At 67.8% G+C, this 25,815-nt stretch carries 21 protein-coding genes and 1 riboswitch; of the genes, 14 read left to right on the forward strand and 7 right to left on the reverse strand.

Features of this window, described 5'->3' with window-relative positions; all coding sequences use genetic code 11:
* Positions 1 to 11: 11 nt before the first annotated feature.
* Positions 12 to 863, reverse strand: a complete 852-nt coding sequence (locus tag BMX93_RS06100; protein WP_091969065.1) for an ABC transporter ATP-binding protein — start codon at positions 861 to 863, stop codon at positions 12 to 14.
* Positions 860 to 1,930: a FecCD family ABC transporter permease gene (locus tag BMX93_RS06105; RefSeq protein WP_425438765.1), complete on the reverse strand. Its 1,071-nt coding sequence runs from the start codon at positions 1,928 to 1,930 to the stop codon at positions 860 to 862. The genes BMX93_RS06100 and BMX93_RS06105 overlap by 4 nt, the downstream gene beginning before the upstream one ends.
* A 35-nt stretch (positions 1,931 to 1,965) precedes the next feature.
* Positions 1,966 to 2,101, reverse strand: a riboswitch (cobalamin riboswitch).
* Between the two features lie 166 nt (positions 2,102 to 2,267).
* Here BMX93_RS06105 and BMX93_RS06110 point away from each other — a divergent pair.
* The 6 genes from BMX93_RS06110 to BMX93_RS06135 all read left to right on the forward strand — a co-directional run bounded on the left by BMX93_RS06110 (position 2,268) and on the right by BMX93_RS06135 (position 10,804).
* Positions 2,268 to 3,149, forward strand: coding sequence for a pyruvate, water dikinase regulatory protein (locus BMX93_RS06110; RefSeq protein ID WP_091969067.1), 882 nt, complete (start codon positions 2,268 to 2,270; stop codon positions 3,147 to 3,149).
* 356 nt (positions 3,150 to 3,505) lie between these two features.
* Positions 3,506 to 6,160, forward strand: a complete 2,655-nt coding sequence (gene ppdK / locus BMX93_RS06115; protein ID WP_091969069.1) for a pyruvate, phosphate dikinase — start codon at positions 3,506 to 3,508, stop codon at positions 6,158 to 6,160.
* A 180-nt stretch (positions 6,161 to 6,340) separates the two neighbouring features.
* Positions 6,341 to 8,404 carry an FHA domain-containing protein gene (locus BMX93_RS13265; RefSeq protein ID WP_091969071.1) on the forward strand — a complete coding sequence of 688 codons (2,064 nt, stop codon included), beginning with the start codon at positions 6,341 to 6,343 and terminating at the stop codon, positions 8,402 to 8,404.
* Between the two features lie 96 nt (positions 8,405 to 8,500).
* Complete coding sequence (locus tag BMX93_RS06125; RefSeq protein ID WP_091969072.1) at positions 8,501 to 8,794, forward strand: GNAT family N-acetyltransferase; 294 nt, start codon at positions 8,501 to 8,503, stop codon at positions 8,792 to 8,794.
* A gap of 34 nt (positions 8,795 to 8,828) precedes the next feature.
* Positions 8,829 to 9,776, forward strand: coding sequence for a uridine-preferring nucleoside hydrolase UriH (gene uriH / locus BMX93_RS06130; protein WP_091969074.1), 948 nt, complete (start codon positions 8,829 to 8,831; stop codon positions 9,774 to 9,776).
* Between the two features lie 20 nt (positions 9,777 to 9,796).
* Complete coding sequence (locus tag BMX93_RS06135; protein ID WP_245725760.1) at positions 9,797 to 10,804, forward strand: ribokinase; 1,008 nt, start codon at positions 9,797 to 9,799, stop codon at positions 10,802 to 10,804.
* Between the two features lie 25 nt (positions 10,805 to 10,829).
* On the opposite strand, the gene BMX93_RS06140 is transcribed toward BMX93_RS06135, so the two are convergent.
* Positions 10,830 to 11,873 (reverse strand): zinc-binding alcohol dehydrogenase family protein, encoded by a 1,044-nt coding sequence (locus BMX93_RS06140; RefSeq protein ID WP_091969078.1) that lies wholly within the window; start codon positions 11,871 to 11,873, stop codon positions 10,830 to 10,832.
* Between the two features lie 118 nt (positions 11,874 to 11,991).
* Positions 11,992 to 12,369: a winged helix-turn-helix transcriptional regulator gene (locus BMX93_RS06145; RefSeq protein WP_245725761.1), complete on the reverse strand. Its 378-nt coding sequence runs from the start codon at positions 12,367 to 12,369 to the stop codon at positions 11,992 to 11,994.
* A 327-nt stretch (positions 12,370 to 12,696) separates the two neighbouring features.
* Between BMX93_RS06145 and BMX93_RS06150 the strand changes: the two genes are divergently transcribed.
* From BMX93_RS06150 to BMX93_RS06170, 5 genes are read left to right on the forward strand one after another with little or no spacing between them, the layout of a single operon-like run.
* A complete protein-coding gene (locus tag BMX93_RS06150) occupies positions 12,697 to 13,719 on the forward strand; it encodes a FecCD family ABC transporter permease (RefSeq protein WP_091969080.1) in 1,023 nt (340 codons plus the stop codon).
* Entirely contained in the window at positions 13,716 to 14,567 is an 852-nt protein-coding gene (locus tag BMX93_RS06155) for an ABC transporter ATP-binding protein (protein WP_091969081.1), read from the forward strand. The genes BMX93_RS06150 and BMX93_RS06155 overlap by 4 nt, the downstream gene beginning before the upstream one ends.
* Before the next feature lie 41 nt (positions 14,568 to 14,608).
* Entirely contained in the window at positions 14,609 to 15,607 is a 999-nt protein-coding gene (locus BMX93_RS06160; protein WP_091969083.1) for an ABC transporter substrate-binding protein, read from the forward strand.
* A gap of 56 nt (positions 15,608 to 15,663) precedes the next feature.
* Positions 15,664 to 17,556 (forward strand): ABC transporter ATP-binding protein/permease, encoded by a 1,893-nt coding sequence (locus BMX93_RS06165; protein WP_218139243.1) that lies wholly within the window; start codon positions 15,664 to 15,666, stop codon positions 17,554 to 17,556.
* Positions 17,549 to 19,414, forward strand: coding sequence for an amino acid ABC transporter ATP-binding/permease protein (locus BMX93_RS06170; RefSeq protein ID WP_091969087.1), 1,866 nt, complete (start codon positions 17,549 to 17,551; stop codon positions 19,412 to 19,414). Before BMX93_RS06165 ends, BMX93_RS06170 begins: the two co-directional genes overlap by 8 nt.
* A 151-nt stretch (positions 19,415 to 19,565) precedes the next feature.
* On the opposite strand, the gene BMX93_RS06175 is transcribed toward BMX93_RS06170, so the two are convergent.
* The 3 genes from BMX93_RS06175 to BMX93_RS06185 all read right to left on the reverse strand — a co-directional run bounded on the left by BMX93_RS06175 (position 19,566) and on the right by BMX93_RS06185 (position 22,458).
* Complete coding sequence (locus tag BMX93_RS06175; protein WP_177170093.1) at positions 19,566 to 21,032, reverse strand: sensor histidine kinase; 1,467 nt, start codon at positions 21,030 to 21,032, stop codon at positions 19,566 to 19,568.
* A 97-nt stretch (positions 21,033 to 21,129) separates the two neighbouring features.
* Positions 21,130 to 21,864 (reverse strand): response regulator transcription factor, encoded by a 735-nt coding sequence (locus tag BMX93_RS06180; RefSeq protein WP_091969091.1) that lies wholly within the window; start codon positions 21,862 to 21,864, stop codon positions 21,130 to 21,132.
* Between the two features lie 132 nt (positions 21,865 to 21,996).
* A complete protein-coding gene (locus tag BMX93_RS06185; protein ID WP_091969093.1) occupies positions 21,997 to 22,458 on the reverse strand; it encodes a DoxX family protein in 462 nt (153 codons plus the stop codon).
* A gap of 493 nt (positions 22,459 to 22,951) precedes the next feature.
* Between BMX93_RS06185 and BMX93_RS06190 the strand changes: the two genes are divergently transcribed.
* From BMX93_RS06190 to BMX93_RS06200, 3 genes are all read left to right on the forward strand, one after another.
* The gene (locus BMX93_RS06190) at positions 22,952 to 23,905 is read left to right on the forward strand and encodes a MetQ/NlpA family ABC transporter substrate-binding protein (RefSeq protein ID WP_091969095.1); all 954 of its coding nucleotides are present in this window, start codon (positions 22,952 to 22,954) and stop codon (positions 23,903 to 23,905) included.
* A 112-nt stretch (positions 23,906 to 24,017) separates the two neighbouring features.
* The gene (locus tag BMX93_RS06195) at positions 24,018 to 25,130 is read left to right on the forward strand and encodes a methionine ABC transporter ATP-binding protein (RefSeq protein ID WP_091969097.1); all 1,113 of its coding nucleotides are present in this window, start codon (positions 24,018 to 24,020) and stop codon (positions 25,128 to 25,130) included.
* Positions 25,127 to 25,786 (forward strand): methionine ABC transporter permease, encoded by a 660-nt coding sequence (locus tag BMX93_RS06200; protein WP_091969099.1) that lies wholly within the window; start codon positions 25,127 to 25,129, stop codon positions 25,784 to 25,786. The genes BMX93_RS06195 and BMX93_RS06200 overlap by 4 nt, the downstream gene beginning before the upstream one ends.
* Positions 25,787 to 25,815: the final 29 nt, after the last annotated feature.

Consider the following 25,815-nt stretch of genomic DNA (forward strand, 5'->3'; position numbering starts at 1 on the left):
TGCATGGGTTGTCAGTGGTGCTGTGGGGGCCGCGGATTCTGGGGGCTGCCCATCAGAAGGTGCGTGTCCCCGGTGCGCGGGTTCTCGACCGGCGTGATGTCGACGTGGAAGCAGTGGGCTGATGCCTCGCCTGTGACCACCTGCTGCGCCTCGCCCAACTCCAGCAGTCGCCCGCCGTCGATGAGCGCCGCGCGATCGAAATAGGCGGCCGCCAGGTCGAGGTCATGGACTGCTGCGATGACCGTGCGATGCAGGCCTCGCACCAGGTCGAGCAGGGACAGTTGCTGGTGCACATCGAGGTGATTCGTCGGCTCGTCGAGAAAGAGCAGCGGCGCACCTTGGACGAGTCCCCTGGCCAGGATGGCCCGGCGCAGCTCACCTCCCGAGGTGCGCGAGACCGGCCGATCCGCCAGAGCGCGCAGTCCGACCCGATCGAGGGCTTCCAGGACGGTGTCCCGGTCCTCGCGGCGAGGGCGTGACCAGGGGTTGCGATGGGGGACTAGACCCAGTTCCACCAACTCGGCGATCCGCAGATCCCCGCTCGGGCGCTCATCCTGGGAGACCACGGCGATCGTTCGCCCGCGCTCGGCCGATGGCATGGTGGACAGTTCCTGGCCGTTGACCATGATCCGGCCCGCCATGGCCGGGCTCACGCCGGCCAGCGCGCGGATGAGTGTGGACTTTCCCGATCCGTTGGGACCGACCAGCGCCAGGGACTCACCGGGCTCGACGCTGAGGTCGACCCCGCTGAGCACGACCCGTCCTTGGTTCCCGCAGCTCAGCGCACGGGCCTCGAGCCGCGCGGCCCGAGCGGTCGACGCCGTGGGCGCGAGCGACGGGGCCAGCAGCGTGCGCCTGCTCATGAGCCCGATCCGAACTCATAGGTACGCCGTCCGAGCAGGACGAGGAAGATCGGGGCGCCGATGAGTCCGGTCACGACGGAGGCCGGGATTTCGACGGGCGCCACCAGGATCCTCGTGATGACGTCGACCCAGACCATGAACACGGCCCCGATGAGCGCAGCGATCGGGAACAGGACGCGATGGCGTCCGCCCACCAGCAGCCGTGCCAGGTGGGGCATGACCAGGCCCACGAAACCGATGCCCCCTGATGATGCGACGAGGACGCCGACGAGGACCGCCTGGATGACGAACAGGGCGATACGCAGCTGCGTGACCGGGACACCCAGGGCGATCGCCACCTGTGCCCCGTTCGCCAGGGCATCCAGCCAGCCGCTCAGGCTGTACAGGACGATCCCCAGGACGAGGGTCACGATTGCCGGGAGCAGCAGATTCGACCATTGCGCACCCGAGAGGGTTCCCAGCAGCCAGAAGAGCACGGCCTGGGCAGCCTGCTGGTTGCCGGAGACGAAGATGAGGCAGCTCGACAGCGAGGAGAATGCGGAGGACAGGATCGTGCCGGTGAGAACGAGACGTAGCGGGGTGAGACCCCCTTGAAGCTGGGCCACCCCGAAGACCAGCACGGAGGCAGCCAGCGCGCCCACCAGGGCGCCGCCGGTGAGCGCCAGTCGTCCTCCAAGGGCACCCAGCCCTCCCGCGATCACCGCCGTCGCCCCTACCGACGCGCCCGAGGAGACCCCGAGCAGATAGGGATCGGCGAGCGGATTCTGGGCCAGGGTTTGGATGCTCGCGCCGGCGATGGCCAGACCCGCACCCACGATGACGGCGAGGAGCGTGCGTGGCAGCCGAAGCTGCCAGACGATCAGGTGGGCCGTCGGGCTGGTGGCCGGTCCGCCGAGGCCCTGCCGTAACCCTGCGACGACCTGGTCGAGTGGGAGCATATTGGCACCGAAACCCAAGGACAGGACGATACTCAGCGCCAGGAGCGCTCCCAGAGCGCAGGCCAGCGGGCCGGCAGGAAGGCGTCGTGCCGCTGGGGCGGCGTCGGGCGCTGAGGGCCGTGAGGTCACTATGGTGCTTTCGCTCGGAGCCTGATCGCGAGGCTCGTTTCGACCAGGGATGCGCTGGTAGCCGGACTTGGGCGGATGCCGATGGCACCGCCCTCACCGTCGCGCGTCGGCTCCGGATTCGCACCGGATTCCCCACCGCACCCTGTTAGGACGTACTTACGCTAACAGCACAGATCCTGGGTCGTTGCAGGAGGTGGGGCCGAGCTTTTTCTGACACGCATCGCCGTGTGCGGCGCTCCTCGAGCGATTTGAGGCGAGTTGGGTCAGTTTTGTGTCGCTCACTTCCGCACAGCCAAGGCCCCATGCCACGACGAACCCTGCTGGCTAGAGTCGGTGGATGGTAGCTACACCGCTCGAAATCCATGTCATCGCCGATTCCACCGGCGAAACCGCCGCGAGGCTGGCCCGCGCCGCGCAGGTGCAATTCCCTCAGACCAAGTTCGTGATCGTGCGCCATCCGCGGGTGAGAAATCCCGAGCAACTGCTCCAGGCATTCGACGAGATCAACGGATCAGCCGGCCAGGCATCCCGGGTCGTCTTCTTCACCCTTGTCAATGCGGAAATGAGAGGCATGGTGCAGCGTTACTGCACTGATAAGGCGATCCCTCATGCCGACCTCATGGGCGACGCACTCGAGGCGCTGGGCAAGGCCGCGGGTCGCAGCGCCGACGAGGTTCCCATGCGCCCGGTCGGGGTGGAAGCCGATTACTTCGACCGGATCAGCGCCATGGAGTTCGCCGTACGCAATGACGACGGTGTGATGCCCGAGTCGCTTCGCGACTGTGACATCTGCCTCGTGGGGGCCTCCCGGTCGGGGAAGACCCCACTGTCCATCTATCTCGGCTACGCCGGCTACAAGACCGTCAACGTGCCGATTGTGCCGGGTATCGCGCCGCCAGAGCAGCTGCGCTCCATCGAGCGCTGGCGCATCGTCGGGCTCACCATCGACGCCGAGCGACTGCTGCAGATCCGCACCAGGCGCGTGAAGGGAATGGGCGGTTTCGGCACGAAGGACGGCTATTCCGATCTGGCGAAGATCTATGACGAGCTGGACGAGGTGGGCGCGGTCCAGCGCGCCCTCGGCTGCCCGGTGATCGACACCACCGGCCTGGCTCTGGAGGAGGCTGCGGCCCGCGTCATCGAGATCGTCGAGGAGCGGGCGCATCGGGTTGGTGCGCACCTGCGCAGGCCGGCAGGGAGCATGAAGATCCGGCCGTAAGCCTGACGATGAGGTCGGGGGCCCTGACGGTGGCCTCACAGGCGAGCCCTGACGGTGGCATGACAGCCGGGCGCTGCCGGTTCCTCACGGCGATGGCGCCGCCCGCAGCCGGCAGCGAGACGGCACGGTGCCCGTCCTGGGGCACCGGAATCCGTGAATCGCGCGGAATCCGCGCCGAATTCCCGTCGGACTTGAGACGATGCGCCCAACAGACAAGAATCGGAGTCGCGCGACACGGTGGTTGCGTGCCGTTGGTTCAACAACAGAACACGGCTCCACGGATGGCCTCGAAGCAGCGGCCAGCGCGTCCACGGGTGGTTCGCCGCCCGAACTGCTCGTCAAAGGAGAGTGCAGAAGTGACTGAAAAGTACACATACGACCTGTCAGAGGGCGACGCGAGCATGAAGCCGTTGCTGGGTGGCAAGGGCGCGGGTGTCGCCGAGATGACCCGGCTCGGGGTACCGGTGCCCGACGGCTTCACTGTCACCACCCAGGCCTGTGTCGAGACGATGCGCAACGGCGGCGAATGGCCGCAGGGCCTCCGCGAGCAGATCGACGATGCGCTCACTCGCTTCGAGCAGCGCGTCGGGCGCACCCTGGGCGCGTCGACCAATCCGCTGCTCGTGTCGGTGCGGTCCGGAGCCGTCGTCTCGATGCCCGGCATGATGGACACCATCCTCAATCTCGGGATCTCCGACGACTCGGTCGGTGCCATTGCCGAGGAGTCGGGCAACGAACGTTTCGCCTGGGACTGCTACCGGCGCTTCATCCAGATGTACGGCGAGGTCGTCGAGGGCCTGTCCGGCCATGCCTACGAGGACGCTCTGACCGCCATGAAGCAGCGCCGGGGCGTCGGGCTCGACACCGAGCTGAGCGCCGAGGATCTCAAGGAGCTCACCGCAGAGTTCAAGAAGATCAGCAATGAGCAGCTGGGCGGCGAGTGGCCCTCCGATCCCCGGGAGCAGCTGTTCCGCGCTGTCGAGGCGGTCTTCCGCAGCTGGCAGAACCCGCGGGCCAAGGTGTACCGGAAGGCGAACCACATTCCCGACGACCTGGGCACTGCCGTGAACATCATGCAGATGGTCTTCGGCAACCGGGGCGAGACCTCGGCCACCGGCGTCTGCTTCACCCGCAATCCTTCCACTGGTGAGAAGGCGCTCTACGGCGAGTTCCTCACCAACGCCCAGGGCGAGGACGTGGTGGCAGGTATCCGCACGCCGCGTCCCCTCGAGGAGATGGAGCAGGTGCTGCCGAAGGCCTACCGCGAGCTGGTGGACACCATGCACACGATGGAGTCCCACTACCGCGACATGCAGGACATGGAGTTCACCATCGAGAACGGCGCGCTCTACATGCTCCAGACCCGCAATGGCAAGCGCACTGCGGCAGCCGCCCTCAAAGTCGCGGCAGATCTCGTCTCTGAGGGTCTTATCGACAAGGAGGAAGCCGTGCGCCGCATCGAGCCGGAGCAGCTCGATCAGCTCCTGCACCCGGCCATCGATCCGAGCAATACGGCCAAGCCGATCACCAAGGGCCTGCCCGCCAGCCCGGGTGCCGCGGTGGGAGCGGCGGTCTTCGATGCCGACACTGCCGCGCAGAAGGGCTCGTCCGGCGAATCGGTCGTGCTGATCCGCTTCGAAACGACCCCTGACGACATCCACGGGGTCTTGCAGTCGCAGGGGGTGCTCACGGCTCACGGCGGCATGACCAGCCATGCGGCGGTCGTCGCCCGAGGCTTCGGCAAGCCCTGCGTCGCCGGGGCCACCGAGATCAAGATCGACACCGAGGCCAAGACGCTCACCGTGGGCGGGAAGGTCGTCCACGAGGGGGACACCATCACCCTCAACGGCTCCACCGGTGAGGTTTTCGACGAGGCTCTCACCCTCATCCCGCCACGGATGAACGAGGACTTCCTCAAGGTGGTCGGTTGGGCCGACGAGATCCGCGAGCTCGGCGTCGAAGCGAATGCCGACAATGGCCCGGACGCTGCGAAGGCGCGCGAGCTGGGTGCCGAGGGCATCGGCCTGTGCCGCACCGAGCACATGTTCTTCGGTGAGGACCGGCTGCCGGCCATGCACGAGATGATCCTGGCTGGCAGCGACGAGGAACGTCAGACCGCGCTGGACAAGATCCTTCCCATGCAGCAGTCCGACTTCGAGGCGATCTTCACTGCCATGAAGGGGCTGCCGGTGACGGTCCGGCTGCTCGACCCGCCGCTGCACGAGTTCATGCCAGATCTCGTGAGCCAGGCCCTCAAGGTGCAGGAGATGGAGCTCAAGGGTGCCGACGAGCAGGATCTTGCCACGGAGCGTCAGCTGCTCGCCCAGGTGAAGAAGCTGCACGAGCAGAACCCGATGCTCGGCACCCGCGGCTGCCGGCTGGGCATGCTGTACCCCCAGATCCCCGAGATGCAGGCCCGGGCCATCGTCCGCGCTGCTTTGGCAGTGCTGGAGCGCGAGGGCGAGACAGTGGAGCTGCAGATCATGATCCCGCTGGTGCACCTGCGGCAAGAGCTCGCCACCCAGCGCGAGATCGTCGTGCGGGCCGCTGACGACGAGCTGGCAAAGGCGGGCAAGGAATTGGCCTACCGGGTCGGCACCATGATCGAGCTTCCTCGCGCCGCCTTGGTGGCCGACCAGATCGCCGAGTGCGCCGACTTCTTCAGCTTCGGCACGAACGATCTCACCCAGACCACCTTGGGTATCAGCCGCGATGACGCCGAGAACGGCTTCCTCGGCTGGTATGAGGCGCAGGGTGTCGTCAAGCGCGACCCCTTCCAGACGATCGACGTGGACGGGGTCGGCCAGCTGGTGGAGATGGGCACGAGGAAGGGCCGCGCCGCGAACCCCAAGCTCAGCGTCGGGGTGTGCGGCGAGCACGGCGGCGATCCCGACTCGATTGCCTTCTTCCAGCAGATCGGCCTCGACTACGTCTCCTGCTCGCCCTACCGGGTGCCGATCGCGCGCTTTGCGGCGGCGAAGGCGAAGCTGGCCCAGGCCCAGGCGAAGTGAGCGCGCTGGCGCAGCGATGATCCCTCAGTAGCGGCCCGCCGACCCGGCGGGCCGCTACTGTGTTCGACGCCATTCCCGCAGGCCCGGCCGAGCGGTGCACCGAGGAGCCAGGGGACTGTCGGCGGCGCAGTGGAGAATGGTTGTCGAGCAGCGAGCGGGTGGACCACGGGAGGATGCGCCATGACTGACCATCGGATTGACTGGCGGCTTCGCTATGCCCCCGGCGACTGGGTGGTCTGGGCCGGGCGCTGTGTCGTCGTCGTCCTGCGCCGTAGCCTCGACTGCAGTTCCGACGTCATCGCCGCGATGTGGTCCGATGTGGAGTCGGCGCGCGGTCGCGCCGACGCGCTCACCGCGCTGGCCCGCCATGGCCTGGACAGGCTGCCCGACGCCGCGATCATCCTTGCCGAGGGTGGGGTGAGCCGCTGCCTGGTCCGCGGCCAGGTCCAGGTGCGCGAGCTGGGGCGCGCGGGCCTGCTCGCCGATGGCGCCGGACGCGCCGATTTCGTGGAGGTGGACGGCCACGGCGCCGCGCTTCGCCTCGAACTCAGCGGCGATGGGGCTGCAGGGGGGCTGCTGCTGCCCTTGCGCCGGGGCGTGGCACTGTGCTCCTCGCTCACGGTGCAGCCCTACGAGCTCGGCGAGAAGACGTCGCCGCCCCACGCGGCGGTCTCGCATGCCCTGTACGACACGCCGGCCGCGGCGGTACCGCCCAGGACCATCGCCCCCGCCCCCAGCGCCGCCGAGCCGGGCCGCGAGCCCGCGGATGCCGTGGGAGCGCCAGTGCCCACCGGCCATCACCGGGACTGGAGCACGGCCTCACCCCAAGTGCTGCAACGATTCGCCGCGCCTACCGCCTCCTTGCCCGCTCCCTTGCCCACCCAGGCATCCGCAGCCGGCCAGGATGTGGGCGGGGAGGACCGCGAGGCCCGGGCTGGGGATCCGCGTTCCGATCTGCGGAGCGCTCTCGATCTGCACGGTGCTCCTGATCTGCGCGGTGTCGAGGAGGCTTCCGGCGCCACCGATTCCTCCGCGGATGCTGATCGTGTCGAGTCCGATGAGGAGGTGGTCGAGTGGTCGCCCCATGGCTGGACCGACGAGTCCACCTGGCTCGGTCGTGGCGGGGTTTCCGACCAGGATGCCTTCATGTACGCGAAGACCGAGGTGCTCGGCTCAGGCCATGACGCCGAGCGCAGTCGGACCGAACCGAGCGAGGGCGGCTCCGGTGAGGAGCCGATGTCCGGTGAGCCGGCCGGTTCCCCGGCAGCTGAGGGTGAGCCGGCCAGTACCCCGGCAGCTGAGGGTGCGCCGGTCGAGGATGCGGGGGATGTCTGGGAGCCCGATCTCGGCCCCGCCTCGTTCGTGCCCGGATTCGGCGCCCAACCGGAGCCGGGGGATGTCCAGAACGGGGAGCCCGCCATCGGCGGCGAGTCCTTCGAGGAAGCTGGACGCAGGGGGCCCTGGCACGAGGCCGCAGAGTCGGGGGAGCCGTGGCCTCAGGCCGCAGAGTCGGGGGAGCCGTGGCCTCAGGCCACGGGGATGGCAGAAGACGACCCTGCGGCTTCGGCTGAGCATTTCGGCGAGGAGCCGTCCGCCGAGCCGGCCCCAGTTCCCGGGCAGCCGTCCGCCCCCTTGCCTCGACCCGCCGTCAACGACGGATCGCAGCCATCCCAGCCCCAGGCGGGCGGTTCGCCGTTGTCCGCCTCGAAGTCCGGGCCACAAGAACCACCGATCGACCAGCCCCCCGCGGCTCCCGGCGCCCAGGCCGAGCCGCCAGGGCCGCAGGCTCCAGCAGCAGTCCTGGCACAGTTCTGCCCGGCCGGGCATCCGAACCGCCCCGGCAGCAGGTTGTGCCGGGTGTGCGGCCAGAAGATCCCCGATAGCGCACCCCAGCCGGTGCAGCGTCCCCTGCTGGCTGACCTCGTCACCTCGGGTGGTCAGGTGTTCCAGCTCGACGGACCGGTGCTCATCGGGCGTGCGCCGCGTGCACAGCCTGGCGAGGACGCTGCCATCTTGCGGGTTCAGAGCCCCCACCACGACATCAGCCGTACTCACGTGCGGGTGGCCCCGCACGAGTGGGACATCGCCGTGACCGACATGAATTCCACGAATGGCACCATCGTCTTCGAGGTGGGCAACGATCCGATGAGACTCGGCTCCGGGGACACCGTATTCGTGGGACTGGGCACCGTCATCGACCTTGGCGATGGGCAACAGGTGAGCATCGAGGCGCCCCGAGGCTGAACCGCAGGGTTCGGCAGGACGCTGCCGGCATCGCTCGCCCCGCCTACGCTCGAGGTACACCGTTCGCGTACCGCGACATCGATCGAAGGGGTACACATGAGTGAACCAGACGTGACGAAGAACGAGCAGGAGTCCCGCTACGAGGCCCGGATCGATGGCCAGCTTGCCGGGTTCCTGCAGTACCGCTCCGCGGGCGATGCCATCGAACTGCCGCACACCGAGGTGGACCCGCAGTTCGGCGGGCAGGGGGTCGGCAGTGCTCTCGTGCGCTATGGCCTCGACGAGATCCGCGCGCAGGGCGAGCACAAGATCATCCCCACCTGCCCATTCGTCAAGGGATGGCTCGACAAGCATCCGGACTATCAGGACCTGGAGGCCGGACAGGCGTGACGCGGTCCCGGGCAGCGATACCGAGCCGACAGCGATGACGAAGAAGGTCCTGCTGGATTGCGACCCGGGTCACGACGATGCCGTGGCCATGCTCCTGGCCCAGGGCAATCCTGAGCTCGAGGTGGTGGGGCTCAGCACCGTCGGGGGAAACCAGACACTCGCCAAGGTGACTCGCAATGCGCTGGGCCTGGCGACCGCTTTCTCGATGACAGACGTGCCGATCGCTGCCGGGTGCGCACGGCCCCTTGTCCGGCAGCCACAGGTCGCTCCCGAGATCCACGGGGAGTCCGGACTCGGTGGGGTGCACCTGCCCCTACCGGCCATGACACTCGACCGGCGCCATGGCGTGAAGTTGATCATCGACACCGTGATGACCTCCGATCCTGGCGGGATCACGCTTGTTGCCACCGGGCCGCTGACGAACATCGCGATGGCGGCCCGCCTCGAGCCGAGGATCGTCGAGCGCGTGGCCGAGGTGGTGCTCATGGGCGGCGGACAGCACACCGGCAACATCACCCCGGTGGCAGAGTTCAATGTGCATACCGACCCGGAGGCCGCCCACATCGTCTTCCACGAACCGTGGCCGGTCACGATGGTGGGGCTCGATCTCACCCACCAGGCACTCGCCACCGATGAGGTGATCGCTGACCTCGGTGCCGTGCCAGGCCCCGTCACGGCGTTGATCATGGACCTCTTCGATGCCTTCCGGGCAGCCTACGAGCATGCCCGGGGCTTTCCCGCGCCGCCGGTGCACGACCCTTGCGCGGTGGCCTACTGCATCGATCCGAGCATCGTCGAGACGGTGCCGGTGCCGGTCGATGTCGAGCTGGGCGGCCATCTCACCGAGGGCATGACAGTCGCCGATTTCCGGACACCGCCCCCGGCCGACTGCCATACGCGGGTGGCGACAACGCTCGATGTGTCCCGATTCTGGGCACTCGTCCACGACGCCCTGGTGCGCGTCCAGGCAGGGGCGAGGTGATGGGCGCAGGGCGGAATCCCTTGCCGACGCCGGCTGATCGATCCCGTGGACGACCCGCCGGCGGCCAGCTGCTCCGTAGGGCGCGGCATCTGCTCGAGGGGCTCGAGGGCCGGGTGGCGGTGGTGGGCTCTCTCAATGCGGACCTCACGGTGCGCACGAAGCACCTGCCGCGACCGGGCGAGACGGTCAGCGGCGGGCCGATGACCGTGCTGCCCGGCGGCAAGTCCGCGAACCAGGCCGTGGCCTGCGCATTGCTCGGAGCCCGCCCGGCGATGATCGGTGCCGTCGGCGCGGATGAGCACGGTGCGATGCTGCTCGACTCGCTGCGTCGCGCCGGCGTGGACACGACCGGCGTCCTGCGACGCCAGCTCGCGACCGGGACCGCGGTCATCACCGTCGATGCTGTCGGTGAGAACACCATCGTCGTGTCCCCTGGGGCGAATGCCGCCCTGAGCGGCGCCGATGTCCACCGGGGTGCCGAGCTGATCCGGCGCGCCGCCGTCCTGGGGCTGTGCCTCGAGATCGGGGACGAGGCCCTCGTCGCGGCAGCCCGGGTGGCGCGCGAGGCTGGGGCGCGTGTGGTGCTCAATCCCTCCCCGATGCGCGCAATCCCCGCGGAGCTGAGCGCACTGACCGATGTGCTGGTGCTCAACGAACACGAGTTGGCCCAGCTCTCGGGCTCGGGCGAGACCGGCGATGACACCATGGAGATGGTGCGTCGGCTCGGTGTGCCCCGAGCGGTCGTGACCCTGGGGTCACGCGGCTGCCGGGTGATCGACGGGGCGCAACCCCACAGGCTGCCCGCCTTCGCAGTGAAAGCCGTCGACACCACCGGATGTGGAGATGCCTTCACCGGAACCTTGCTCGCAGCGCTCGCCTCGGGTGGTTCCCTGGTGGACGGGGCCGCCGTGGGCGCCGCGGTGGCGGCCCTCGCCGCGAGTTCCCCCGGAGCTCAGCGCTCCTATCCCGACCGGGAGCGGGTGCGCGCCTTCCTCGACGAACAGGATGCCGGCTGGCAAGGCGTCTGACGGGCCGGCCGGGTATCCAGCAGCGTCAGTCCTGCCAGCTCAGCGCCATCTTGCCCCTGACATGCCCAGCCTCGAGATCGGCGTGAGCGGCCCGCAGATGGCGGGCATCCACCGGGCCGGCCACTGCGGTGAGGGTGGTGCGCAGGGTGCCGGAGTCCACAAGCTGTGCGATCCGCTCGAGGATCTCGTGCTGGCGAACCAGATCTGCGGCGTGGTTCAGTGGACGGGCGAACATGAACTCCCAGTGCCACGACAGCGCCTTGTCCTTCAGTGCGAGGTAGTCGATGTCGGTTGGCTCGTCGGTGGCCAGGATGTGGCCGAATGGCCTCGTGACGCTGGCGAACAGCGAGGTCAGGCCGGCGGAGTGGGTTGAGTAGATGTAGTCGACGCCTTCGGGGGCGAGTTGGCGGATGTGCTGGGCCAGCTGCGGGTCGTGGTGGTCCACGAGATGGTCTGCGCCCAGCTCGCGGACCCATGCCTGGGACTGCGGCCTCGACGCGGTGGCGATGACGGTGAGGCCGGTCAGTGCCTTCGCGAGCTGGATGACCATGGATCCGACCCCACCGGCGGCTCCGATGACGAGGAGGGTGCCCCGGGAGCGCTTCTCGAGACCGAATTTGTCGAACAGCCCCTCCCATGCGGTGAGCCCGGTGAGGGGCATCGCTGCGGCCTGCTCATGGCTGAGCGAGATCGGCTTGCGCGCCACGATGCGTTCGTCCACGAGCTGGATGCGCTGGTAGGAACCGGGGCGATCGATGCTCCCGGCGTAGTAGACCTCGTCGCCAGCCTGGAACAGGGAGGTTTGCGGACCGACCGCGAGAACGATCCCCGAAGCGTCCCATCCGAGGACTCTCTCCCCGGCCTCGCCCGGCCCTGCGACGCGCAGCTTGGTGTCCACCGGGTTGACGGAGATGGCCTGGACGTCCACCAGAAGATCATGCCCGCTCGCCGGACCCGGAGCCGGGATGGTGGTATCCACCAGGCTCTCCGGGCCCTCGATCGGGCCGCCGGCCCGTGTCACCACGGCCGGGATCGTCGTCGGGAACTTCGCCGCGGGTTCAGATGCCATATCGGTTCTCCTCCTCGTTCGGATTCCTGGAGAGTAGTTGGCACGGGGTACTTACCCGCAACGGCACTTACTATCCATTAGCTAGTAATGGATCGATCCCGTGCAGTGCGCAGCCAGCTCACCTCAGGTGGGCCTGGGCCTGGGCATGATGGTCCTCCGCCCAGGTGCGCAGGGCAGCAATGGGCCCGACCGCGCTGTGTCCCAGGTCGCTGAGCGAGTATTCGACGTGCAGGGGTACCTCGGGGATGACCTGACGTACCACCAGGCCATGGTCCTCCAGCCGGCGGAGCGTGCTGGTGAGGACTTTCGGTGAGATTCCGGCGAGCAGCCGCTCCAATTCGCCGAACCGGCGAGGGCCGTCCGCCAGGGCGCCGATGGCCAGCGCCGACCACTTGCCGGCCACCACGTCGAGCAGCTCGCGACACGGACAGCTGGACGAGTAGACGTCACCGCGATGCGTGATGGCGGTGTCAGTGCGGGTTTGCGAGCTGGGCACGGTGGGCCTCCTGAGCTGCTGGGAAAGCAGCTGAATTCCATCGACAGGTATCTAAAGGATAGTCCCGCAGAAGCGGTGCCCGGCCTGACCGGCCGGCGCGCGCGATTGGGCGCCGCCCTCGTGGACCGTTGACGGTGGCCGGATTCTCGAGCGCCCTCACGCGCCTGCCGGCATGGCAATCCCGCGGGTTCGATGGCGGGCCAGCTCTGCGCCCCATTCGCCTGGTTCGGTCGGAGGGCCCGTGTCATGATAATTGCTAATGATTCTCATCAATGTTTAGACTTCTCCCCGTCGCCGTCCAAGGCACCCGATTCGTGGAGGAAGCCCATGCGCGCTATGCCTGCAAGCCGCCAGCTGACCCTGGCGGGACTCGCCGCCCTGCTCGTGCTCGTGAGTCTCGTCGTTGTGGGCCTGGGGCCCATCCATATGACGACCGGTGAGGCGGCTTCCTCGGTTGCCCGGCTGCTCACTGGGCACGGCCATGACAGCGGGAGCGACCTTCTCATCGCTGCCGTGCGGGCGCCCCGGGTGCTCACTGCTGTGCTCGTAGGGGCCGCCTTGGGGATCGCGGGGGCGGCGATGCAGACGGTCTTCCATAACCCGCTGGCCGAGCCCGGTATCACCGGTGTGTCGTCGGGTGCCGCAGTGGCAGCGGTCCTGCTCATCGTCACCGGTGGTGCCCGGATCCCCGGCGTGCTGCCGCTGGGTGCCTTCCTCGGCGCCATGGCCGTGGCAGGATTCATCCAGGTGTTCAGCCTGAGCGCTCCGGGGCGCTCCAGCGCTCCACTGCTGCTCGTGGGCATCGCCCTCAATGCCCTTCTCGGAGCGGTGGTGAGTGCCGTGATCACCAATGCTCCGCAGGCCGAACAAGCGCGCTCCGCGTTGTTCTGGCTCAACGGCGATCTCACCGGTCGCTCCATGGACGATGTGCGGATGGCCACCCCGCCCATCGTGATCGGTGTACTCGCGCTGGCGTGGCACACCCGAGAACTCAACCTGCTGAGCCTGGGCGATGCCACCGCACAGACCTCGGGCCTCGACGTGCGCGCCTGCACCCGGCGCATCATCGCGGCGGCGGCGCTGGCCACGGCTGGCGGAGTGGCCGTCACGGGCATCATTTCCTTCGTCGGACTGGTCATTCCCCACATCGTGCGCCTGATCTGGGGCGGTGATCATCGCTTTGTCATGCCCGCCAGCGCACTGCTCGCCGCGATCTTCCTCGTCATCGCCGACACCATCGCGCGCATGGCGTTCAGCCCGGTCAGTGTGCAGACCGGAACGGTGACAGCCCTGGTAGGGGCCCCTTTCCTGCTAGCCCTCGTACTGAGGGACGGCGGAGTGCGGCAGTGAGTACGAGGAAATCGGGGCGTGGGACAGGCGCCTGGCGCGCTGCACGGCGCCGCCCGCTCGTGGAGATCGGCACCGCGGCACTGAGCCTTCACGAGGTGCGTGCCGGGTACGGGCGTCACCCTGTGATCGCCGGCCTCGATCTCGACGTGGAGCCAGGCCTGGTGCACGGCATCATCGGGCCCAACGGTGCAGGCAAATCGACACTGCTCAAGGCCTGCCTGGGCCTGATTCCTTCCCGTGGACAGCTCCTGGTGCACGGACATGAACTTGTCACCCTCAGCGCTGTGCAGCGCGCCTGGCTCATGAGCTATCTGCCGCAGGATCTGACGACCACCTCCACCCTCACCGGCGAGGAGTACGTGCACATGGGCCGCTACGCGCGCCGGCCCCGCTTCGGCCAGCTCAATACCGCCGATGAGGAGGCCGTGAACCGAGCCCTCGATATGACCGGCTGCCGGGAATGGGCCTCGCGCCCGCTGGCCCAGGCCTCCGGCGGTGAGCGTCAGCTCATCGCACTCGCGCGCGCCCTTGCCCAGGATGCGGCGATCCTCATGCTTGACGAACCCGCCTCGGCGCTCGACCTGGGCCACGAACTGAGCGTGTTGCGGCTGCTGCACCCATGGGTCGCCGGCGGTGACAGACCGCGCACGGCAGTGCTCGTCTTGCACGACCTCACCTGGGCGGCGCGCTTCTGCGATCGGCTGCATCTGCTGGTCAACGGCCGGCTCATCGCAAGCGGCAAGCCGGCCGAGGTGCTCACTACGGGCACCTTGCGCGCGGCCTATGGCATCGCTACCGCAATCACCACTGTCGCAGCCACCGGAACCCTCGACGTCACGCCCCTGTGATCGCCTGCTGTACCCATCTCTCCTGGTGAAAGGAAACACCTGTGCACGTCATCTCCCGCCGTTGCCCAATAGCCACCACGATCGCCACGGCGATGCTCATGCTCGCGGTGCTCAGTGGATGCGCCACCCACACCGCAGACGCCACGCCACCTGCTGGCGAGTCCACAGCGAGCGCTTCCAGCTGGCCCCGAGTCGTGGACGTTGACGGCCAGAAGATCACCATCAAGGCTCAACCGCGAAAGATCGTGGCCATCACCTCCGAGACCGCGGATCTCGCGCTCCAGCTTGCCGGGCCGTCGCGTCTTGCGGCCATCCCCGCCAGCAGCCAGCTGCCCGTCATGGGCACGGCCGTCGAACTCGCCAGACAGGTGCCCAATACCCTGCCCACCGGCACCGATCCCGACCCTGAGAAAGTGCTGTCTTATGGGCCCGATCTCGTGGTGTCGACGCTGCGCCATGACGGCGAAAAGAACGCGAGCCGGCAGATCCAGGCATCCGGCGTGCCTGTGGTGAGCTTGAGCGACTCGGACTTCACGACCCCCGAGAAACTCGCCCATGTCATCGACATCCTGGGCCAGGTGCTTGGCGAGCAGGACAGGGCCGCGCAGCTGAGCACCGAGCTCATGGATTCGGTGAAGAGCGTGGATGCCGACCGCGGCACCGCGCATCCCACTGCGTTGTCGCTGATGGCAAGGGGTAACACCGTGATGGCCTTCGATGACAGCCAGATGCTGCCCGGTCTGGTGAGGCGGGCCGGCGCCACGAATGCAGGCGCCAGCGTAGGACTCACCCAAACCCGGCCGGTCGATGCCGAGTTGGTTGCCAAGGCCAACCCGCAGGTCATCTTCCTGGAGGACTTCATGGGCCAGGGCCGCAAGCCCTTCGCTGCGCTGCTCGCCAGCCCCGTACTAGCCTCGGTGCCCGCCATCGCCAATGCGCACGTCTACCTGATTCCCATGACGCAGGCATCCGCGGTGTCGGGCACCCAGACCGCGGTCGGCTATCGTGCCATCGTGGACGATCTGAAGAAGGTCTCCTGAGTTCGCCAGGCGCCCGGTTTGTGCCGGCTGTACCGCGCGGACAAGACTCGGTTTCCGTGGACGTCAATTCGGCAGCGGTTCCTGCGATGAGTAGCGGGCAGGCGCACCCCCAGTGGCGCGCAGGCGCGCCCGCCGATGCCGGGCACGATCACCGCCCGCGGCACGGAGCCGGTGGGCAGCCCCAGCATGGCGATCAGCCCGGGGTGCGTCTTGGCACGAGCCGTGGCCGACAGGCCCTGGCGCTGACAGTGGGCCTCGACCTGCTCGCCTCGGTGGCAGCTGCGGTCTTCCTCGTGGAACTGGCCAGGCTCATCGCCCAGACGCCGAGTTCGGGCGGTCTCATCGTGGCGGCACTTGCCGGGTTCGTCCATGTGGCGTCCGGGGTCGGTTGCCGCTCGCTGTGCCGGGTCAGTTCCCTGAGCGAGGAGCAGCCGCTGCGAGAACGGCTGCTGGAACGCTGGTGGCGCACGGCATCGGGCATTCACGCACGACCGGCGGTAGCTTCCCAGGGGCCGGCCGGGACCAGGAGTGGCGACCGGATATCGCTGTTCACGGACTCAGTCGAGCGGTTCACCCAGTACCGCCAGGGCTTCGCGGGACGCCAGCGTGCCGCAGGCATCGCCCCGCTGTGCGTGCTGGGCGTGATCGCCGTGAGCGTCGACCCGGTCATCGCCGTGATCCTCGCGCTGGCCGTGCCCTGTGCACCTCTCGCGATCAAGAGGTTCAGTGCGCTCTCGCGCACGGCCGCCAACCGATCGCGGGAACTGCGCAGCCGACTGGCCACTCAGTACCTCGAATCGATCCAGGGACTCGAGACGCTGGTGATCGCCAATGCAGCCCCCCGCGTGGCCCGCGAGCTTGCCGAGGCGGGTGAGCGGAGCCGGCGGGCCACGATGGCCGTGCTGGCCCGCAATCAGCTCGTCCTGCTCGTCTCGGACGCCGCTTTCTCCCTCGTGATGGTCACCCTCTCGGCCGCGCTGGCGGCGTGGCGGCTGGGCTCGGGAGCGATCACACCGGCCGGGGCGATCGCAGTCGTGCTGTGCTCGGTGCTCCTGCTCTCGCCCCTCGACCTGGTTGCCAGCTCCTTCTATGTGGGCCTGGCGGGTCAAGGAGCCCAGCGGGCGCTCCAGCGGTTCTGGGCCCCGCGCGGGGAGAGCCCACAGGCACAGCTCCGGCCGGCACCGAATCCCGGCCCTGAGGAGCGGATCGCCCATCACCTGGCCGAACGCAAGAGCGACGAGGAGCACGCTGCGCCGAGTGTTCGGCTGAGCGGTGCACACCTCGGCTACCCCGGGGCGCCGGTTCTGCACGACGTCGACTTCACCGTTCCCCGCGGCGGCCGGGTCGTCGTGCTGGGCCCCTCGGGGGCCGGCAAGTCCACGCTGCTGCGCGCCCTCAAGGGCGATCTGTTGCCGGAGGCAGGCGAGGTCGTCATCGACGGCATCGCCTTGAGCGCCGGAACCCAGGAACGCGTCCGGGCCCACAGCGCTCTCGTGGCACAGAGCACCTGGCTCTTCACGGGAAGCATCCGCGACAACCTCGCCTTGGTCAACCCGCAGGCCGACGAGGACGCGCTGTGGCAGGCCCTCCAGCTTGTCGATCTCGCGGGCTTCGTCACCCGGATGCCCGATGGCCTCGACAGCGCCGTGGGGGAGCGTGGACAGGCGCTGTCGGGTGGCCAGGTGCAGCGATTGTCGCTGGCCCGGGCCTTCCTGTCCGGCCGGGAATTGCTGCTGCTGGACGAGCCCACCTCGCAGGTCGACCTGTTCTCCGAGCAGGTCATCATGGCGGCGCTGGACCAGCTGGCCGCCGACCACACGATCGTGCTCGTCACGCACCGACCCTCGGCAGTGGCCGGAGCCAGTGCAATCTGGGAGGTCGCCAACCACGGACTTCAGCAGATCCCTGCTGGCCAGCTGCATCGAGGGCTGGAGGCCAGCGATGTCTGATAGCGGTGAGCCCACCGGCAGCGCCAGCTCGCTGCGTCAGGCCCGAGCAGGGGCCGCGAGGGGGCATGGCAGCGCCGAGCCCCCGTCTGCCGGTCGGCGCGAGGTGGCCCGATGGCTGGTGGGCGTGGCGCGCCCCGTCCTCATGCCGATGGCCGCGTCCACAGCCGCACGACTGGTCGACCAGCTCGCCGGTCTCGCCCTGTTCGGCCTGGCCATGCTGGGCGTACTGAGCTGGGCAGACGCTGGCGGCGGGGCGCTCGCGCTGCTCGTCCTCGCCCTCGTGGCACTGAGCCTGGTCAAGGCGCTGTGCCGCTATCTGGAGCAGTTCCTCGGGCATCTGGTGGCTTTCAAGGCTCTCGAACTGTTGAGGGTGGAGACCTTCGCCGCCCTGTGGCCCCAGGCTCCGGCGGTGCTTGCGCGCAGCCGTTCGGGGGATCTGCTGCAGCGGCTCACGAAGGATGTCGACCGTGTCGAGGTTTTCTTCGCGCACAGTTTCGCTCCCGCGCTGACCGCAGTGCTCACCCCGCTCGTCGCGGCGCTCACGGCGGGTTGGCTGGTGTCGTGGCCAGTGGCTGGCGTGATGGCGATCGGCCTGGCGCTGACCGTGTTCCTGGTGCCATTCCTGGGGGCTGGGCCTGCGGCTCGAGCCGCGACGCGCAGTGCGAGAACGCGCGGGCGCCTTACCCATGAGATCACCGACTCCGTGCAGGGCGTCGCCGAGGTCACCGGCTACGGCCTCCAGGACGATCGGGTGGCCAGGAGCCGAGTGCTGGCCGATCGGCTGGGTGCGAGCGGACGCGTCGTCACTGCCGTCGAAGCGGCGCGCGCGATGGTGTCGGGGGTGGTGCAGTGGGGCACGGTCGTGGCGATGGCCGTGGTGGGACACCATGAGGGGGTCGGCGTGGCGATACTGGCCGCCGTCATCGTGGTGGCGCTGCGCTGCTTCGCCGCGACAAGGGCTGTCGAGGACTTCCTCACCGATCTCGACGCCTCCTTCGCATCGGCCGGGCGGCTGTGGCGCGTCGCCCACACGCCGCCTGCGGTGCGTGACCCCGAGCGCCCCCGCGCGCTGGCAGTCGGCCCGCTCGATGTGGTCTGGCAGCAGGTCAGTTTCCGCTACGACGACGGGGTGGGCGACAGCGGGCATGCCGCCCTGGATGCGGTGAGCTGCACGGCAGCCGCTGGCGAACACACCTGCATCGTGGGAAGTTCGGGTGCGGGGAAGTCGACCCTCGTGCAGCTGGCGCTGCGCTATGCCGATCCCCTTCGAGGGGAGGTGCTGGTCGGGGGCGTCGATGTCTGTGAGCTGGCCTTGACCGAGCTACGCGCAGCGATCTCCATGGTGAACCAGCAGCCCTTCTTCTTCGCCGGGAGTGTCGCCGATAATCTGCGTCTGACAAGGCCCGATGCGAGCGACGCCGAGTTGGCGCAGGTGTGCCGTCAGGCCCATATCGACGAGCACATAGCCACCCTTGCGCAGGGCTATGGCACGGATGTCGGTGAGCTGGCAGCCTCCTGGTCGGGAGGCCAGCGTGCCCGGCTGGCACTGGCCCGGGCCCTGCTTACTGATGCCCGGGTGTTCATCGTCGACGAGTACACCGCGAGCCTCGACGACGAGCTGGCCGCCGAGCTGGCGGCGAGCCTGCGGCAGGCACGCCCCGATGCCACCCTCATCGAGATCACCCATCGGGTGTCGAGCTCGCTGGGGGCCGACCGGGTGATCGTCTTGGACCGGGGGCGCTGTGTTCAGCAGGGCCGTCCTGGCGAGCTGGCAGCGTCCGAGGGCCTCTATGCCCGGATGCTGGCCCGCGAGGCCGACGCCGTCAGCCAGGTGACGGCCGGCCTGACGTCATCGTGAGCCGCTGAGCTGGTAGAAAGCCCCATCGTCGCCCACGACCCCCTCCGAGCGGGTGCGGGTATGCGGTGAGTTCGCGGCACGGGTGATACCCGTCTAGGCGGCACCCAGCCCTTGCGCCGCGACGGTCGCCTCACGCTGGGCGTTGGCCGCATCAGGATGCGCCGTCGACGCTCTGCGCCGGATCCTGCTTCTGCACCGGGATCCGCAGTGTGAAGCAGGAGTAGCCCTCGTGGGAGTCCACGCGGGCCGAGCCGCCGTGAGCTGCCATGACGGCGGCTACGATGGCCAGCCCCAGCCCCGTCGAGCCCTCCTCGTCGTGGGTGCGGGCCGCGTCTGCGCGGGCAAATCGCTCGAAGACGTGGTCCCTGATCTCGGGGGGTACGCCTGGCCCGTCGTCCTCGACGCTGATCAGCGCATCCTCGCCCTCGATGCGCACCGAGGTGGTCACAGTGGTCCCGGCGGGGGTGTGCTTGCGGGCGTTCGACAGCAGATTCGCGACTACCTGGTGCATCTGGTCGCGATCGGCCAGCGCCATGGCCGGTTCGTCGGGCACGTCGAGCAGCCAATGGTGGTCGCGGCTGGCGACGCGCGCGTCCGAGACCGCATTGAGCACGATCTCCACCAGATCGACGCGTGTCAGCTCCACATTGCGTCCGGCGTCCAGGCGCGCGAGCAGCAGCATGTCCTCGACCAGCCGCCCCATCCGGCGTGACTCGCTGGCAATTCGGTTCATCGCAAAGGCGACGTCCGGGGGCAGTTCGTCCCCGCGCCGCTGGCTGAGCTCCGCATAACCTCGGATGGCAGCCAGCGGATTGCGCAGCTCATGGCTGGCGTCGGCGACGAACTGCTTGACCTTGGTTTCCGATCTCTCACGGGCGCTGAGGGCACCCTCGACATTGTCGAGCATCCTATTGAAGGACAGCCCCACCCTCCCGACCTCGTTGTCTTCGGCTGACTCGCCGGTCGGAATCCGTTCGGGCAGGACGACCTCGCCGGTGTCGAGGTCCATCTTCGAGACCTCGGTGGCGGTGGCCGCCAGCTGGTTGAGGGGTCGCAGCGAATCCCTTACGACGGCCATGGCGCTCACTGCCGCGGCCACGATGGCCATCACCGTGAAGCCCGCTTCGATGGCGATGAACTCGCGTATGACATGGCTCCACCGCTCCATGGGCATACCCAGGTAGACGGTGCCAGAGATGGTTCCCTCGCGCGACGAGATGAGGGCCTTGTGGGCCAGCGCCCGGTAGGTGCCGAGATCGGGGATGGTCACGGTACGCGTCGTGCCATCGGTGGGGATCCGCGTCATCGCCGCGTTGATCTGCGGCGATGTGGAGCTGGACTGGGTGCGGTCGACTCCCTCAATCGTGCCGACCGTCGCGCCATCGCTGGCCACGATGACAATGATGGAACCCACGGGAAGACCGCCAAGACCAGCTGTTCCGCTGGTGCGTCCGCTCTGGTTCTCCAGCCCGATGGCCTGGGCAAGCTGTTGGTCGATCTGGGCCGTGAGGATCCGGTTGACGATGACGATGCCAAGCGCGCTCAAGGCCACCGCGATCACCGCGACGAGAACGCAGATGCGCGTTACCAGCTGTCTGCTGAGAGTGCCTCTGCCCATTGGCGCCAGCCTAGTGGCCAGCACTCGCCCGGCACCCTGCGCCGCGCCCGGCTCGGTCGGCTCGGTCGGTTCGGTCGGCTTGGCCGGCTCCGCCGGGTCAGTTGGCGGCGGGCTTGAGGACATATCCGGCGCCGCGCATGGTGTGAATCATGGGGGCGCGGCCGGCATCGATCTTCTTGCGCAGATAGCTGATGTAGAGCTCCACGACATTGGCCTGGCCGCCGAAGTCATAGTTCCATACCCGGTCGAGGATCTGGGCCTTCGACAGCACCCGCCTCGGGTTGCGCATGAGATAGCGGAGCAACTCGAATTCGGTGGCCGTCAGGTGGATCTCCTCGCCACCTCGCGTCACCTCGTGGGAGTCCTCGTCGAGTTCCAGGTCGCCCACGATGAGCTCGGACTCCGAACGCTTGCTCGTGGCACCGGTACGGCGCAACAGCCCGCGCAGCCGGGCCATCACCTCCTCGACGCTGAACGGCTTCGTGACATAGTCGTCGCCACCGGCGGTGAGCCCATTGATCCGGTCCTGCACGCCATCCTTGGCCGTAAGGAAGATGACGGGCACATCGGGCTGCTCGCTGCGCACCCGGCGCATCACCTCCAGCCCATCGAAGTCGGGCAGCATCATGTCGAGCACGATCGCATCGGGGCGCACATCGCGAGCCACCCGCACCGCCTCGGATCCGGATCCGGCTGTGCTGGGCTCCCAGCCCTCATAGCGCATCGCCATCGACAGAAGCTCGGCCAGGCTCGTCTCGTCGTCGACCGCCAGCACCCGGATGGGCGTGCCATCGGGCCTCGTCAGTTGTTCCTGTGTTTGCACACCACGCATGACACCATGCTGACAGCGCAGCCACAGGATTTCCTGTGCGGTGTCTGTCGATTCACTGTGAACGGGTGTTGCGCCCTGTCAGCCGGGTGCTAGGCGCCCCTTCGATCAGCCGGGTGCTTGGCGCTCCTTCGATCAGCTGGGCGGCACGAGACTATCGAAACCTTCGCTTTCCGTAGTGGAACGGTCCTTCTCGAAGAGCATGTCAACTCCGGTGCGTCCTGCGCCGAAGCACAGCAGGACGAAGGCCACGGTGGCGAGCACCACGTTGTACTCGTAGCCACCCGAGGACAGATAGGGTCCCCAGCGGAATCGCAGCCAGACGACGATGAGAACATTCTGGGCGATGGCTATGATCGCCACCAGCCGGGTGAGGATGCCGAAGATGAGCATCACCCCGCCGGCCACCTCGAAGACGAGGGCTCCCCAGGCCATCAGTTCCGGTGCCGGCACGCCATGCTCGGTGAGCAAGAGCACTTCGGCGTCCATCCCGTGGATGTCCCAGCGGGCCCAGCCGTGCGCGATGAGCGCCAGCCCGAGCGTGACCCGTGCCACCAGCAGTCCGATGTCGTGGACGACGTTCATGAAGGTCGTCATGGCAGTCCCCCTTGCCTTGTGGGAGTGACACTACGTGTTCGGGGCGCGGTGGAGGCGTTGCGACCGTGGTGTGTGCCGCGCCATTGGGTCTCGACCTGGACCGTTGGCTGTGGTGCTGAGCATGGCAGGGTTTGACAGCGCTCCGAGCCACGGCCTACGGTGACTGCACCGCCGGGGCGTCCGCCCCCCTGCCATGAGGATCCTGATGAACATCATGTTGACCATCGCGAAGTCCGCCGATGCGTCCGCTGGTAGCTCCCTCATGATGATGGCGACCGATATGTGTTGTCGCCGAATGCTCTGCGCCTGCTGAAAAGGCCGCATTCGCAATTCACCTCGGGCGCCAGCGTGCTGACGCCCGGGCCTTTTCCCACAGGCTGTCACCCTGTGGCCAGGCACATCCGTTTCCTGTTTTCCCAGATCGCCCGGGTGGGCGCGCTTTCGCGTGCGCCGCCACGGGCGCGCATCCATCCCCAGCATCGGAGTCAGAACAATGAGCGACCAGAACCCCACCCACACCGACGCGCTGCCCGAGCGTCCCCACTCGAAGCCGAATGTGTGGCTGATCGTCGGCATCGCCGTCGTGGTCATCGCCCTGATCGTCGCCATCGTGGTCTATGCCACCGGGCGCAACAAGAAGGCCGATGCCGCCAACGTGACCGTGACGATCGGCGTCACCGATGAGGCCCAGAGCCACTGGGCCATCCTCAAGAAGAAGGCCGCAGCCGAGGGCATCAATGTGGTGACCAAGAACTTCAGCGACTACACGCAGGCCAACCCGGCATTGAGCCAGAAGCAACTCGACCTCAACGAGTTCCAGCACCTGCTCTACCTGGCGAACTACAACGTCTCGAACAACGACAACCTGACCCCCATCGGAGCCACCTTCATCGTGCCCTTGCCGCTGTACTCGCAGAAGCACACCTCACTCGACCAGATTCCCCGCGGCGGCAAGATCGCCATCCCCAATGACCCGACGAACCAGGCCCGTGCCCTGCTCGTGCTGCAGGCTGCCAAACTCATCACGCTCAAGAACGGCGGCTCCGTCTTCTCGACGCCTGCCGATATCGATGCCGCCAACTCCACCGTGAGCGTCACCCCGGTCGATGCTGCACAGACGGTTGCGGCGCTGCCCAGTGTGGACGGCGCGGTCATCAACAACAACTTCGCCGCCGACGCCAAGCTCGACCCGAGCAAGGCCCTCTACAAGGACGATCCGAACAATTCCTCAGCCGAGCCGTACATCAACGTGTTCGTCGCACGCGCCGAGGACAAGGACAACGCCACCTACAAGCGAGTCGTCGAGCTGTACCACGAGACCGACGTCGTCAATGCCGCCAGGGCCGACTCCAAGGACACCGCAGTGATCGTGGATCGTCCAGCCAGCGAGCTGCAGACCATCCTCGACGGCCTGGAGGCGAAGGTGAAGGCGAGCAAGAACAAGTGACCCCACCCCACTGACCCCACGAGGCAGGCCGCCGCGGCCCGGTGGGGTCACGGCCGGGGCGTGCCCCCCAGGGCGCGCCCCGGCAAACCGCTCGATACAGAACCCAGGAGCCATGACAACCCAGATTGCGTTCCACAATGCCGGCAAGGTCTTCCAGACCTCGTCGGGGCCGGTCACGGCACTCGAGAAGATCGACCTCGAGATCGACAAGGGCGAGATCTTCGCCGTCATCGGCTATTCCGGAGCTGGCAAGAGCACCCTCGTACGCCTCATCAATGGTCTGGAGCGCGTCACACAGGGCACTGTCTTCGTCAACGGCATCGACATCACCCACCTGCCGGAGGGCAAACTGCGATCGGTGCGCCGCGAGATCGGCATGATCTTCCAACAGTTCAATCTCATGCGTTCCAAGACCGTGTACGGGAACATCGCCTATCCCCTCAAGCTCGCGAAGTGGAGCAAGGCCGACATCCAGGCGCGGGTCACTGAGCTGCTGAGCTTCGTGGGGCTCACCTCGAAGGCCTGGGTCTACCCGGATCAGCTGTCCGGCGGCCAGAAGCAGCGCGTCGGCATCGCCCGCGCGCTGGCCACCCGGCCCTCTGTGCTGCTGGCCGACGAGTCCACGAGCGCGCTGGATCCCGAGACCACCCAGGATGTGCTCGCCCTGCTCCGGCGCGTGAACGAGGAACTGGGCGTGACAATCGTCGTCATCACCCACGAGATGGAGGTGGTGCGGGCGATCGCCGACCGGGTCGCCGTGCTCGACTCGGGGCAGCTCATCGAAGGTGGCAGCGTCGACGAGATCTTCGAGAATCCCAAGGCCGCCACCACGAGGCGCTTCGTCAACACGATCACGCACTACGATCCCGAACCAGGCGAGATCGAGCGTCTCCAGGCCGCCCGGCCCGGGGCCACTCTGGTGAGTATTCGCTCGGTCGATCCGGCCGAGTTCGGGCGCTGCCTGGCGGTGATCGGCGCCGATTCCGAGGTCAGCTTCGAGATCGTGCGCGGCGGCATCGTGCAGGTGAAGACCCGTTCGATCGGCAGTTTCACCGTGGCGCTGGACGGCCCGGCCGGTGCGGTGGCCCGGGCCGAGACGAGCCTGCGTGAGGTTGCCGGGCTGGCCGAGGAATTGACCCGCGGGGAGCACGCGCTGGATACCCCGGCGCCCGGCCGCCACGAGCTGGGAGAAGAACCGGACGCACCGATCGGAGCAGAGAAATGAGCGACTGGGACTCCATCAAGTCCGTCTACTTCCAGTCCATCCTCGAGACCCTCTTCATGGTCGTCACGACGCTCATCGTCGGAGGGCTCGCCGGGCTGCTGCTCGGCCTAGGCCTGTACTCGACGCGAGCCGGCGGGCTGCTGGCCAACAAGTGGGTGCATACGGTGCTGAACGTCATCGTCAACATCATCCGCCCCATCCCGTTCATCATCTTCGTCACCGCCATCGGACCTCTGACCCTGCGCGTCATGGGAACGACCATCGGCACGAGCGCTGCCACCTTCGCGCTGTGCGTCGCTGCCACCTTCGGTATCTCACGCATCGTCGAGCAGAACCTGGTCACCGTCGACCCCGGTGTCGTCGAGGCTGCCCGGGCGATGGGCGCCGGGCCATGGCGGGTGCTGTTCACGGTTGTCATCCCCGAGGCGCTGGGTCCCCTCATTCTCGGGTATACCTTCATCTTCGTCTCGGTGGTCGATATGACGGCTGTCGCCGGTGCGGTTGCCGGGGGCGGCCTGGGCCAGTTCGCCATCAGCTATGGCTATCAGCGCTTCAACTGGTCGGTCACGGCACTGGCCGTGGTGACGATCATCGTTCTCGTGCAGCTGGCCCAGTTCACTGGCAACACACTGGCCCGCAAGGCGCTGCGGCGCTGAGCCGACCGCCTGCCCCTGGCCGCCAGGGC

This window comes from Propionibacterium cyclohexanicum, assembly GCF_900111365.1.
GTDB lineage: Bacteria > Actinomycetota > Actinomycetes > Propionibacteriales > Propionibacteriaceae > Propionibacterium > Propionibacterium cyclohexanicum.